Here is a 13,124-nt window from a genome sequence, read left to right as displayed (position 1 = left end):
TTGTGCAAGTAGCGTGGCCGGAAACGGGGTCAACTCGTCAAAAGTTTACCGGTTTTTCCACAACTTCGAAAGATTACTTTTCGTGCACAGTATTATATGCCGCCGTTGCGCGCTTTTTAAGCGTAGCGCTGCAAGAAAAGAGCCTCCGCGGCGGCGACGTGCTCGATCTCGGTGGGATCGACGGACTCATTGGCGGAGTGGATGGTGCACTTGGGCTCCTCCACGCCGTAGAGGGCGATTTCCGCGTTGGGGTGTGCCTCCTGCAGCTCGGTGGTCAGCGGGATAGATCCGCCCATGCCTTGCGCTGCGGTGTCCTTGCCATAGGCCTCGGAGAGGCACTGGCCCAACAGTGCCACGGCGGGCTTTTCCGGGTCGGTGGAGAAACCGGCATTGGCCTCCACGACCTCAGCCTTGACGTGCGCGCCCCACGGGGCGTGGTTCTTCACGTGCTCGCAGACGGCCTCGCCAATGGCGCGGGCATCGGTGCCGGCCGGAACGCGCAGGTTCAGCTTGGCGGCCGCGGTAGCGGGCACGGCGTTGACGGCCTCAGCCACCGGGGTAGAGGTAAAGCCGGTCACGGAAATGGCCGGGCGGGACCACACCATGTCTGCCACTGGGGTAGCACCCTCTGGGTCCTTGGAGCCCATGATCTCGGTGCCCTCGAGCAGCTGCGCATCGCCACGGAAGGCCTCGGCCGGGTATTCCTGGCCCTGCCAGTGGGCGCTGGTATCCACGCCATCGATGGTGGTGCGGCCGTATTCATCCGTCAGCGAATCCAGCGTACGCATCAGCGCCTTCACCGCATCCGGGGCCGCGCCGCCGAATTGGCCGGAGTGCACCGGCGCGGCCAGGGTATTGACCTCGACCTCAATCTGCGCGCCGCCGCGCAGGGAGGTGGTCAAGGTGGGCTGGCCCACCGCGGCATTGCCGGCATCTGCAATCAGGATGGCATCGGCAGCGAAAAGTTCCGGGCGGTCCTTGATGAGCTGGGACAGGCCCTCGCCGCCGCGCTCCTCGGAGCCTTCGATGAGGTACTTCAGGTTCACCTTGGTGCCGCCATTGGCCTCCAGTGCGCGCAGGGCCGCCAGGTGCATGGCTACATTGCCCTTGCAGTCTGCCGCGCCGCGGCCGTACCAGCGGGTGGTGCCCTCGGCATCGGCGCGCTCGGTCAGGGTGAAGGGATCGGATTCCCAGGCTGCGCGGTCTCCTGCGGGCACGACATCGTAGTGCGAGTACAACAGGACGGTCTTGGCGCCTTCTTCACCCTTGCGCTCGCCCAGAATGGCGGTGGAACCATCCGCGGTGGTGATGGTTTCTACCGTTGCCCCGGCTTCTTCCAGCGCGGCCTTCACCCACTGGCTCGCGCCCTGGGCCTGGTCCTCCAAGCCTGACTCATTGTGCACGGAGTTGAATCCAACGAGCTCGCTGAGCTGGCGGAAGATGGTGCCACGGTCGCTGCGTATGCTGTCAATTATATCTGTCATGCAATCCACGGTACCTTGAGCGCTTACACCGCAAGACAGATCCGCACGACATTTCCTTTGCATTCCTGCCCCGCGCTTGCCGATGCCCCCACCTGCCCCACCGCGCCACCTTCTGCCTCAGCCGTCCTTCCGAGGGGGAAATGTCACAGCGCGGTGTGCGGCGGGCAAAAGATCGCTATAGGCAAGCGCGTTGTTTCTTGCAGTAGGGGTAGGAGAGTGCCAGAATGGGCGTTAGCACTCGGACAGGATGAGTGCTAGATAAATCTCCATCGTTGTGGTTGAGGTTGGTCCACACTCACCAGCCATGCCGTCGCGGGCGTCCGCAGCGAGAAAGACGTGAGTGTCGTCCTCAATAAATCCAAGGAGCACAAACACTATGGCAAAGATTATCGCTTTTGATGAAGAGGCCCGCCGCAGCCTTGAGCGCGGCCTGAATACTCTGGCTGACGCAGTCAAGGTCACCCTCGGACCCAAGGGCCGCAACGTCGTCCTAGAAAAGTCCTGGGGCGCACCGACCATTACTAATGACGGCGTTTCCATCGCTCGCGAAATCGAGCTCGAGGATGCTTACGAAAAGATCGGCGCCGAGCTGGTCAAGGAAGTTGCCAAGAAGACCGATGACGTCGCCGGCGACGGCACCACCACCGCAACCGTTCTGGCACAGGCACTCGTTCGCGAAGGCCTGCGCAACGTAGCCGCTGGTTCCAACCCAATGGGCATCAAGCGCGGCATCGAGACCGCAACCAAGAAGGTTGTGGACTCCCTGCTGTCTTCCGCCAAGGAAGTAGAAACCCAGGAGCAGATCGCTACCACCGCTGGCATTTCCGCCGCGGACCCGGCAATCGGTGAAAAGATTGCCGAGGCTATGTACACCGTGGGTAACGGTTCCGTAAATAAGGACTCCGTTATTACCGTGGAAGAGTCCAATACCTTTGGCGTGGACCTCGAGGTTACTGAGGGTATGCGCTTTGATAAGGGCTACATCTCCGGCTACTTCGCTACCGATATGGAGCGCCAGGAGGCGGTCCTGGAGGATCCGTACATCCTGCTGGTCTCCTCCAAGATCTCCAACATCAAGGACCTCGTTCCGCTGCTGGAAAAGGTCATGCAGTCCGGCAAGCCGCTGCTGATCATTGCTGAGGACGTTGAAGGCGAAGCCCTGTCCACCCTCGTGGTCAACAAGATCCGCGGCACCTTCAAGTCCGTTGCCGTGAAGGCCCCGGGCTTCGGTGACCGCCGCAAGGCCACCCTGCAGGACATGGCCATCCTGACCGGCGGCCAGGTCATCTCCGAAGAGGTTGGCCTTTCCCTAGAGACCGCCGAGCTGGAGTACTTGGGCCAGGCACGCAAGGTCGTTGTCACCAAGGATGAGACCACCATCGTCCAGGGTGCTGGCACCCAGGAGCAGATCGATGGCCGCATCAAGCAGATCCGCGCTGAGATCGAGAGCTCCGATTCCGATTATGACCGCGAGAAGCTGCAGGAGCGCCTGGCTAAGCTTTCCGGCGGCGTGGCCGTGCTCAAGGTCGGTGCCGCTACCGAGGTTGAGCTCAAGGAGCGCAAGCACCGCATCGAGGATGCCGTGCGCAACGCCAAGGCAGCCGTGGAAGAAGGCATCGTTGCCGGCGGTGGCGTTGCCCTGCTGCAGGCCGCTACCGTTCTTGACTCCATCGAGGCCGAAGGCGACGAGGCAACCGGTGTAAAGATCGTCCGCGAGGCACTGTCTGCACCGCTGAAGCAGATCGCTCACAACGCCGGCCTGGAGCCTGGCGTCGTCGCAGATAAGGTCTCCGGCCTGCCCGCCGGCGAGGGCCTCAACGCCGCTACCGGCGAGTACGTCAACCTCATGGAATCCGGCATCAACGACCCGGTTAAGGTCACCCGCTCTGCACTGCAGAACGCCGCCTCCATTGCGGCACTGTTCCTGACCACCGAGGCTGTTGTGGCTGATAAGCCAGAGCCTGCCGACTCCAACAACGCTATGCCTGACGCTGACGCTATGGGTGGCATGGGCTTCTAAGCGCCCTCCACCACGCCTGGCGCATACTGAGCTCCCGCTCTTATATGCGCTTGAGTCTGGCGAAAGCTGCGCCCCTCACTGTGTGCTGAACGCACGCGGCGAGGGGCGCAGCGGTGTTTTATGCCCCTTCCGTGAGGCGGTGAGGCGGGGGTCCCTTTGAGGGGACAGGGGATACGAACGGATCCGTTTGTATAGCTTGGGATCTACTTTTCGTTACATCGGCAGCCTTCTCACTCGCCTTTAGTTACCGGAACTAACCCCGTATTAGGGTAAAAAGTGGGCAAAAACCGCGGTAATGAAAACTACTTCCATATAAATCTCCGGTACTGCATTGATAGGAAAATTCATCACCAATCTTTACGGTGTTAATTTTTTCTTAACCTTGCGGCGAGGCGGCGGCGCGGTAGTCCCAGTTCAGCGGCATACAGTTGTAATTACGGTAAACGATTGAAGTAAAAATCCAGTGTAAAATTTTTATGAAAACTTAAGGCGCTGAGAAGGTTTCTAGAAATCTGGGGTTGCTTCGCTGAAGCCCTATGGCAAAATACTCCTCGTAGCGCCCACCGAGGGTGCCTGCACATTGCACAGCCCTTTCGGGGTACAAGCTTCGGACCTATTCGAGGAGAAAAACATGAACGTGGATCTCGCCACCATCCAGATGCACCTAGACAACTTCGTAAACACCCAGGAAGGCTGGTACAAGGTACTGTCCGGCGTTACCGAGATTCTTTCCTTTGGTAACTTGAAGAACGCAGCTGAGACTGCTACTGAGGCAGCTTTGCCGGACGCAATCACCGAACTGTCTTCCTAGTAATCTAAACCGGATTACTTTCCATCCCATTTTAAGGAGACCATAATGGAAATCATCACTTTTTCCTCCAAGGCAAACGGCGTAGCTAACACCATCGTAGAAGCTGGCCACGACATTGTTAGCCCGTTCATCGACATTGCTAACGGTGCATCCCAGCTGATCGGCATGTTCGTCTAAGAGCATCCTCGGGTGAGCCTTAAGGCTTACTAAACAAGGAAGACCTACCGGTTTCGGTAGGTCTTTTTTCGTTTTTCTTTCCTTTATTTTTGGGGTGCCCCTGCGAAAAGTTAGCGCGCTAGATGTCTACATTCGGGTTACACTTGGTGCATGGCTGATATTAAAGACGACGACCTTCCTGAGATTGACCTTGCAAAAACCGACGGCTTCGTCGTTGACGGAACGGATGAGGATGATCCGTCGCTGATCATGCCGGATGGCTCTCCGGTGCAGACGTGGCGCGAGAATTACCCTTATGAAGAGCGTATGACTCGCAATGAATACGAGTCCATTAAGCGCGCACTTCAAATTGAGCTATTGAAGTGGCAGAACTGGACCAAGGAAACTGGCCAGCGCCACATCATTTTATTTGAGGGTCGCGATGCTGCCGGTAAGGGCGGAACCATCAAGCGTTTCAACGAGCACTTGAACCCGCGTGGTGCGCGCACCGTCGCGTTGGAAAAGCCATCCCCACGTGAGTCTACCTCTTGGTATTTCCAGCGCTATATCGAGCACTTCCCGGCTGCCGGCGAAATCGTCTTCTTTGACCGCTCGTGGTACAACCGCTCCGGCGTTGAGCGGGTGATGGGCTTTTGTACCGAGTCGCAGCACGCGGAGTTCCTGCGCGAGGTGCCCATGCTAGAAAACATGATCCTGGGATCGGGCATTTCGCTGACCAAGCTGTGGTTCTCTGTTACCCGGAAGGAACAGCGCACGCGCTTTGCTATCCGCCAGATTGATCCGGTGCGCCAGTGGAAGCTTTCGCCGATGGACCTGGCTTCTCTGGATAAGTGGGACGACTACACGCGTGCGAAGGAAGAGCAGTTCCGTTATACGGATACTGAGGAATCGCCGTGGATTACCATCAAGTCCAATGACAAGAAGCGCGCCCGCGTCAACGCGATGCGGTATGTCTTGTCCAAGTTTGAATACACCAATAAAGATTACGACGTGGTGGGTGAGCCGGACGGGAACATCGTCAAGCGCGGCCGCGACCAGATTGGTGATTAGTAGCGTTAATCCCTAGCGCCGTTGAGCGGGAAGATCGAGAGATCGGTCTTCCCGCTTTGCTATGTCTAAGGCCTCTGAGGTGGCTCAACCGCCTTTATAGCGGCAGCCTGAGGGCGCCTGATTATTCTCACAGCTATTTCTTAAAAAGTTGGCAGCCATAAATAAAAAATACTTGAATTACGTTCCCGGGGAAACTACTATCAAGGTGACCTAAAAGTCATCCTATCAATATGCGTGACACAAACCACTAAAAGGAGTACGTACATGATGAGGAAGAAACTGTGCGTTCTGGCTACCGCAACCGCTGTATCCATGGCGCCCATCGCAGTATCGGGGACGCTCACCGCTACCGCCTTTGCGGAAGGCGGCCAGCCAGTAGCAGAAGCAACGGCAGATAAGACCGACGTTCTCGGTCGCTCCACCGTTTCTGATAAGCAGATCGCCGATGAAGACGGCTACTTCGATAGCCACGACGGCGAGGGCGTGAAGATTTACTACCGCAAGCAGCTGGTAGAAAACCCACGCGGCAACGTCGTGTTGGCACATGGTGTTTCTGAGCACTCTGGCCGCTATGACTACGTGGCCAAGCGTCTGCTGGACGCTGGCTACAACGTCTACCGCCTGGACCACCGTGGACACGGTAAGTCTGCCTCCGGCAGCACGCCACTGGGGCACATCGATAACTTCCAGTACATCCTCAATGACTTCGACCGCGTCGTCGACATGGCTAAGGGTGAGCACCCCGATGTAAAGACCTTCCTTCTGGGCCACTCCATGGGCTCGTTGACCGTCCAGGCATACGGCATTCGTGAGCCTGGCAAGGTCGATGGCATCATCACCAATGGCGGTGGTGCACCGTTGAACCTGTCCGGTAAGAAGGCAACGGGCGAGACCATCACGCCGGACGAGATCTCTGAGGTGCAAAAGCAGCTCGACCCCACCCTGTTCGAGCGCCTGCCGTTGGCGGATATCACCAGCTTCAACGCCAACTACGCGCAGAACCTGATCCCGCACCGCACCTACATTGGTGCGCAGTCGCCGGAGTTCACGAAGAAGATCATGCTGTCCAACCCCTTCACGGAAGGCATTTCCACCAGCCAGGCCGTGAAGGACGAGTACGCGTCTAGCCCGCTCATCGCGCAAAAGACCAGCGCCGGTACCGCGCTGCAGCTGGGTGCTATCGCTACCTACGATGCTGTGAACGCGGACCTGTTTACCGCGCCGACGCTTATCATGCACGGCACCAAGGACGGCATCGTTCCGCCGTACTTCTCCCAGGACTGGTACAACTCCATTTCCTCTGATGACGTGGAATACATCAACTGGGAGGGCCAGAAGCACGAGGTCTTCAACGAGCCAGCCGCTGACCAGGCCCTCGACACCGTGGTGGACTGGCTGGACCGCCACGTGTAGCACAGTTCTTGTGACGCGTTTCTAGCTGAAACTCTTGGCATATCCACAGTGATTGCCAAGAGTTTACGCATATGTAACCCCTTCGTTGCCCGGGTTGGATACAAAAATAGTTATGAAACGTCAATTCTGTGCTTTCTCGTCTATCCTGGCCCTTTCTACAATTGCATGCGCACCGTATGCGGTGGCGCAGTCGCCGCTGAACGCGCTGTCCTCTGGCTCTTCACTCTCCTCACAAGGCCCCTTAGGCATGTCTTCGCGGTCACCTCATATGAAGGATGAGGCCGCAGAAGATGACAGTGGCGAGGAAGGGGAACACCTAGCATCGCCATCGCGAGTGTTATGGCAGGAAAGTTTTGACGAGATTGACACCCCAGCGTGGTTTACACACCGCGCACCGGATGGATGGAAGACGAATGTCGCGGGCGTTGATTCGGGCGAGGCTCGGTGGAAGGGCTGGACTTTTGGGGATATGCGCCACTGGACTTGGGCCTCAGGAACCGATATGCGCCACTATTTCACCCAAGCGCACGATAAGTTTGCCATTATCGATAATAAACAGCAGCGCTTGGCAGAGGGCGATTCGATGAATGCGGAGTTGACCAGCCCGGAGATTGCAGTTGCTGGTCAAGACCGCGTAAATGTGGAATTTGATCACCACTACCGCCAAGGCAAGGACAGGCAAAACGCCACGGTGCAGGTCTCCTTCGATGGCGGAAAGCCGCAGGAGATAGCGCTATTTGATAAGGATGTCTTTTCCAAGCACGAATCCATCGGGGTAGACGTACCTGCAGGAACCAAGAAGATGCAGGTGAGCTTTAAGTACAACCACGGCAACGATGATTGGTGGTGGGCGGTAGATAACGTAGGAGTTGTTAAACCGCTAGGCCAGGAGATCGGATCACCGCAAGCTGTTGTGGACGTACTCAGCGATATTCAGGGTGACCCGGAGGATTATAAAGATGCGGTGCGCCAACTCAACGGCATGGAGGATAAGGCTGGGGCGCTGGTCCTTAATGGCGATCTAGTAGACGATGGCTCGCAGGAACAGTGGGATACCTTCCTAGCCGCTCATGAGGAAGAACCTCATGATTCTGGGAAGGAATTGTGGACCATCGGTAATCATGAAATGTATGGCAAGGAAGGCTCCAAGGCATACATGGACCGCTTCCTTAAACACTCCGGGCAGGACAAGCCGTGGAAAGAAGAAATTGTTGATGGGGTACCGATGATTTCCATCAATACTGAGTTCTACTCCGATCTCCTGCGCCACGGCAAGGAGCCGTTCCAGCGTATTAGCAATGAACAGCTCAACTGGTTAGATGAGCGCCTAGCCTACTGGGACGCCAAAGGGATACCGGCACTGGTCTTTAGCCACCCGCTGCTTCCGCAAACGGTGTCCATGTCTCACTCGGCGTGGTACCAGAATGACTTTGAAGATCTTGAGGCGTTGTCCAATGTGGTCAATAAGTACAACAACATCGTCTGGTTTAGCAGCCATAGCCACTCTTCGCTGCGCCAGAATAACTGGTGGGGTACCCGCCGCTACGATGGTACCGGTGAGCCCGGCCGCACTGGTTTCCCAGTAGTTAATACCGGCGCCATCCTCAACGAGTACATGCCGGATGGCGATAATGACGAAAAAATCGTTAAAGAAAAGGAAGAAGCCTCTACCGGACTTCGGGTCAAGGTTTTTGCTGACCGCGTCCGAGTAGAGGCTTGGGATTTTAAGGCTGGCGAATTGATTAAGTATCAGGATTTCGCGCGGTAGCCTAACCCCACGGCTCAATGGGGTTACCCTGCCAGGTGGCGTTGGCGGGGACGCGGTCACCGCGCATGACCAGCGAACCGGGGCCGACGGTGCTGGATTCACCAATGAGCGAGGCGGGCAGCGCCACCGAATGAGAGGCGAGCGTGGAGCCGGCCTCGATGGTGACGGTATCCAGGCTCATCACGCGGTCCTGGAATAGGTGGGTCTGCACCACGGTACCGGGCCCCACGGAGGCGCCAGCGCCGACGTGGCACAGATCGGTTTCGGGGAACCAGTAGGAATCGATCCAGGAGCCCTTGCCGATGTCCACTCCCAGCCCCCGCAGGCCCAAGTTGATCTCTCCTGTGCCGTAGGTGTGCTGGAAGAACCACGGGGCGGCGACGACCTCCACGAAGGTGTCCTGTAGCTCGTTGAGCCAGACGAACACGCTCCACAACGGGTGGTCGGCTGCGCTGTGCGTGCCCACGCAGATCCACTTCACGGCGATGGTCACCGCCATAGCGATAGCGCCCATCGCCATGAGCACGAGGCCGGAAAGGGCCCAGGTGGTGAGGAAGCCGACATCGGCAAGCAGGTAATACAGCGTCCCCAGGGTCGCGGCGAGCAGCATGGCCGAGAACATCGGCGCGAGCAGGCGCATGGTTTCCACGACGCCGCGGGCGGCCTTGAGTTTGAAGCCCGGGTTATAGGTCAGGGCCTCGGCAGACTCGGCGGGGGCATCGATCTGCGCGGTAACGCGGCGCATGCGCTCTGGCGGGGAACCCCACCAGTTGGCGCCGGACTTCGTCTTCTTCGGCGTGGAGGACAGCACCGCGACCAGGGAGTTCTTGGAAAGTTTGCGCCCGGGTGCCGTAATACCGGAGTTACCCACGAAGGAGCGCTTGCCCACCTTGGCCTCCCCGGAGTGAATCCAGCCGCCGCCGAGCTCGTAGCCACCGATCATGGTGTCATCGGCAAGGAAGGCGCCGTCTTTGACGTCCGTGAGCGCGGGGATCATCACGGCGGTGGAAATCTCCACGTCCTTGCCAATGCGCGCGCCCAAAGCGCGCAGCCACCGCGGGGTCAGCTGCGAGGCATAGAGCGGGAAGAGCTGCGTGCGGGCCTCATCCATGAGGCGCTCGATGGCCCACAGGCGCCAGCCGGCGGCAGAGCGCACCGGGTTCACGCCGGGCGAGATGCCGATGGACAATATGCGCACGCCCAGCCAGGTCTGCAGCATGTAGGTGGCAAAGGCCGCAAGCGCCGCGAGGGGAGCGAAGAGCACCGCGCCGACGAAGCGGTTCCCGTCCGTGGAATGCACCAGCGCCAAATCCACGATGGCGCCGATAAGCACCGCGATGAGCGGCTGCGCGGCCAGGAACAGCGAGGTCGCACCGTAAATGGCCACCCACCAGGGGCGGCGCTTCGGCGGCTTGGAGGGGAAGCGGTGCTTGGAGCGGCCCACCTTCTTCGCAGGAGAGCCGGACCAACGCTGGCCGTCCTTGATCTTCTTGCGGCCGGTGACGGTGGAACCCGCCTCCACGTGGGCGTACTTGCCCACCACGGTGCCGGGCAGCAGGGTGGAGCGCGCGCCCACGCGGGCGCCCTCCTTGATGTCGATGGCGCCGACGTGGAGTACGTCGCCGTCGAGCCAGTAGCCGGTGAGATCGACCTCCGGTTCCACCGCGGCGTGCTTGCCCAGGGTAAGCAGGCCCGTTACCGGTGGCAGCGAGTGCAGATCCACGCCGCGCTTCATCTTCACGCCCAAGGCGCGGGCGTAGTTATTGACCCAGGTGGCGCCCGCAATGGAGCGCGAGCCAGAGGCATCGGCCCACCGTTCCGCGGCCCAGATGCGCAGGTGGGTCGAACCACCGCGCGGGTAATCGCCGGGCTTAATCCCGGCGGTAATGAGGCGCGCGCCAAAGCCACCGATGGGTATGCGGCCCAGCGGCGTGGCAAAGATGAGCACCAGGGCGATAACAAGCCACCAGGGGAAAGACTGCGCCCAGTCCACGCCCAGAGCGGAGGCCACCGTTGAGCCCAGCATGAGCCAGGCCAGCCAGGTGGTCGCCGCCAGCGTCATGGCGGGGATCTGCAGCAGCGTTTGCGCCACGCGGGTCTTCGCGCCGACCGGGGTGACCTCGCGCAGCGGTTTCTGTTGCTCCGCCTTAGGGCGCGGTTCGGCGCCGGCGATGAGCTCCGCCAGCGAACCTAGTCGCGGGTGGTCATAGAGATCGCGCACGGCCACGGTGGGGTAGCGATCGCGGATGTGTCCCACCAGCGTCGCCGCGGCCAGGGAGGTACCGCCGAGGTCGAAGAAATCGGCGTTCTCATCCTCCACGGATACGCCGAGGGTCTCGACCCAGAGCTCGGCTAGCCACTTCTCGGTCTCCGTCAGCGTGGTCGATTCCACGCCGACGCCGGGCAGCGGCCACGGCAGCGCCTTCTTATCCACCTTGCCGGAGGTGCGCACCGGCAACTCATCCATCACGCAGATGCGCGGGACCAGGGCCGCGGGCATGGTCTCCGCCAGCCGTTCGTGGGCCACGCCGTGGTTAAAACCGCGCGCCTCATCTTCCAGCGAGACGTATCCCACCAGCACGGATTCACCGCCCGGGGTCTTTTGCACGGCCACGGCGGAGTTATAGACGTTATCCAGCGCGGCGACGTTCGCATCGACCTCACCCAGCTCGATGCGGCGCCCGCCAATCTTTACCTGGTCATCCACGCGGCCCACAAAGTACAGGCCGTCTTCTTCCAGGCGCACGTGGTCGCCGGTGCGGTAGGCGCGCTGCCAGCCCATGGATTCCAGCGGCGCGTACTTCTCCGCATCCTTCTGCGGATCCAGGTAGCTGGCCAGGCCCACGCCGCCGATGACCAATTCGCCGGTTTCGCCCAGGCCAACGGGTTGCCCCTGCTTATCGATGACCACCAGGTCCCACCCATTCAGCGGCAAACCGATCGAAACCGCGCGCCCTGGAATCATCCTTTGCGCGCAGGCGACGACGGTGGCCTCCGTGGGGCCGTAGGTATTCCACATCTCGCGGTCCTCGGTGGCCAGGCGGTCCACCAATTCCTGGGAGCAGGCCTCGCCGCCGACGATGAGCAGGCGGATATTATCCAGTGCTTCCGCCGGCCACAGGCCCGCCAGGGTGGGAACCGTGGAGACGACGGTGATATCGCGGCGAATCAGCCACGGTCCGAGGTCCATGCCGGACCGCACCAAGGAACGCGGTGCCGGAACCAGACAGCCGCCGTGGCCCCAGGCCAGCCACATCTCCTCACAGGATGCGTCGAAGGCAACCGAAAGCCCGGCTAGCACGCGGTCTTCCGGGCCGAGCGGGCCATGGGGGTGATCGACGAGGAAGAGGCTGGCCTCCGCGTCCACAAAGGCGGCCGCCGAGCGGTGGCTTACGGCCACGCCCTTCGGCTTGCCCGTGGAACCGGAGGTAAAGATGATCCACGCGGTGTCTTCGGGCCGCGGGGCTTCGACGCCTTCGGCAGCGTGGCGCGGTTTTTCGCGCAGGAAGCGGAAGCCGTCATCGCTGAACATGCCATCGATATCGGCCTCGCCAAAGACCATCTCCGCGCGCTCATCCGGATCGTCCGCGTCCACCGGCACGTAGGCCGCGCCGGCGGCCAGAGTGGACAGGATAGCGAGGTAGAGATCCCGCTTGCCAGACGTCATCCGGATGCCGATGCGATCGCCGCGGCGCACGCCATTGACGTGCAGCTCTGTGGCCCACAGCTGGACCTCGTGGACGAGTTCGGCGTAGGTGATGATCTCGCCATCGTCAAGCGCGGCGGCTTCTGGATGAATCTCAGCGGTGGTCGTGATGATGTCCCACAGCGTGCGCGGGCGTGGGGCCAGATCGCGCAGGAGGTACTGCTGCGGGACGCTGGGAAGTTCTGTATTAGACCTACTACATTCTTCGGGTTCGTCCATGCTTATGCCTCGTCCTCGTCCGCAGCGATGATGGCCTTGGCCAGCTTGCGCAGGTGCTTGAGCTGCTTATTGGTGGATACGTCGAGCGCGTCATCCTCGGCGTTAGCGACGAGCTCCGCCAAGTCCTTGTGGGTCTTGGTGCCCTTCTTGGTGCACGCCACGATTTGGCGGCGGCGATCTTTGGGATCGCGCTCGCGCTTGGCCCAGCCGCGCTCCTCGAGGGCATCAATAAGCCGCACCATATCGGAGGCATCGATGGCCAAGGTGTCAGACAGGTAGGACTGGGAGGCGGCATCCGCCTCGACGAGGCAGGTAAGCACCCAGAACTCGCGGATGGTCGTCTGCTTGGTCTGCAGAGCCACCTCGACGCCATCGCGGGTGCGACGGCGCAGGCGCTCTAGCTGAAAGGACGGGGATTCGAGCAGGGAGGTTGGTATGCCAGAATTATTAGTGGAAGCCATACCATCATTATAATC

The 13,124-nt window shown here is 60.2% G+C and carries 10 protein-coding genes; 6 read left to right on the top strand and 4 right to left on the bottom strand.

What is annotated here, in order from left to right:
- Nucleotides 1–116: 116 nt before the first annotated feature.
- Together ACLI1Q_RS10665 and ACLI1Q_RS10660 are read right to left on the bottom strand one after the other, a co-directional pair.
- Nucleotides 117–1,484, bottom strand: a complete 1,368-nt coding sequence (locus tag ACLI1Q_RS10665; RefSeq protein ID WP_239268485.1) for a dipeptidase — start codon at nt 1,482–1,484, stop codon at nt 117–119.
- 231 nt (nt 1,485–1,715) lie between these two features.
- A complete protein-coding gene (locus ACLI1Q_RS10660) occupies nt 1,716–1,859 on the bottom strand; it encodes a hypothetical protein (RefSeq protein ID WP_156904629.1) in 144 nt (47 codons plus the stop codon).
- Between the two features lies 1 nt (nt 1,860).
- Between ACLI1Q_RS10660 and groL the strand changes: the two genes are divergently transcribed.
- The 6 genes from groL (at nt 1,861) to ACLI1Q_RS10630 (ending at nt 8,723) form a co-directional block, all read left to right on the top strand.
- A complete protein-coding gene (gene groL, locus ACLI1Q_RS10655) occupies nt 1,861–3,504 on the top strand; it encodes a chaperonin GroEL (RefSeq protein WP_239275345.1) in 1,644 nt (547 codons plus the stop codon).
- Between the two features lie 631 nt (nt 3,505–4,135).
- A complete protein-coding gene (locus ACLI1Q_RS10650) occupies nt 4,136–4,315 on the top strand; it encodes a hypothetical protein (protein WP_023023993.1) in 180 nt (59 codons plus the stop codon).
- Between the two features lie 45 nt (nt 4,316–4,360).
- Complete coding sequence (locus tag ACLI1Q_RS10645; RefSeq protein WP_023023991.1) at nt 4,361–4,492, top strand: hypothetical protein; 132 nt, start codon at nt 4,361–4,363, stop codon at nt 4,490–4,492.
- Nucleotides 4,493–4,642: 150 nt separating this feature from the next.
- Nucleotides 4,643–5,542: a polyphosphate kinase 2 gene (gene ppk2 / locus ACLI1Q_RS10640; protein WP_023023989.1), complete on the top strand. Its 900-nt coding sequence runs from the start codon at nt 4,643–4,645 to the stop codon at nt 5,540–5,542.
- 264 nt (nt 5,543–5,806) lie between these two features.
- Nucleotides 5,807–6,955, top strand: coding sequence for an alpha/beta hydrolase (locus ACLI1Q_RS10635; protein WP_239268481.1), 1,149 nt, complete (start codon nt 5,807–5,809; stop codon nt 6,953–6,955).
- Nucleotides 6,956–7,202: 247 nt separating this feature from the next.
- Nucleotides 7,203–8,723, top strand: coding sequence for a metallophosphoesterase family protein (locus ACLI1Q_RS10630; protein ID WP_239275347.1), 1,521 nt, complete (start codon nt 7,203–7,205; stop codon nt 8,721–8,723).
- Nucleotide 8,724: 1 nt separating this feature from the next.
- Here ACLI1Q_RS10630 and ACLI1Q_RS10625 read toward each other — a convergent pair whose 3' ends face one another.
- Both ACLI1Q_RS10625 and ACLI1Q_RS10620 read right to left on the bottom strand, forming a co-directional pair.
- Complete coding sequence (locus ACLI1Q_RS10625) at nt 8,725–12,648, bottom strand: Pls/PosA family non-ribosomal peptide synthetase (RefSeq protein ID WP_239268476.1); 3,924 nt, start codon at nt 12,646–12,648, stop codon at nt 8,725–8,727.
- 2 nt (nt 12,649–12,650) lie between these two features.
- Nucleotides 12,651–13,109 (bottom strand): MarR family winged helix-turn-helix transcriptional regulator, encoded by a 459-nt coding sequence (locus ACLI1Q_RS10620; protein ID WP_239268474.1) that lies wholly within the window; start codon nt 13,107–13,109, stop codon nt 12,651–12,653.
- Nucleotides 13,110–13,124: the final 15 nt, after the last annotated feature.

The organism is Corynebacterium limaceinasi, from assembly GCF_046717465.1.
GTDB lineage: Bacteria > Actinomycetota > Actinomycetes > Mycobacteriales > Mycobacteriaceae > Corynebacterium.
This window is presented reverse-complemented; position numbering and strand designations above follow the sequence as displayed.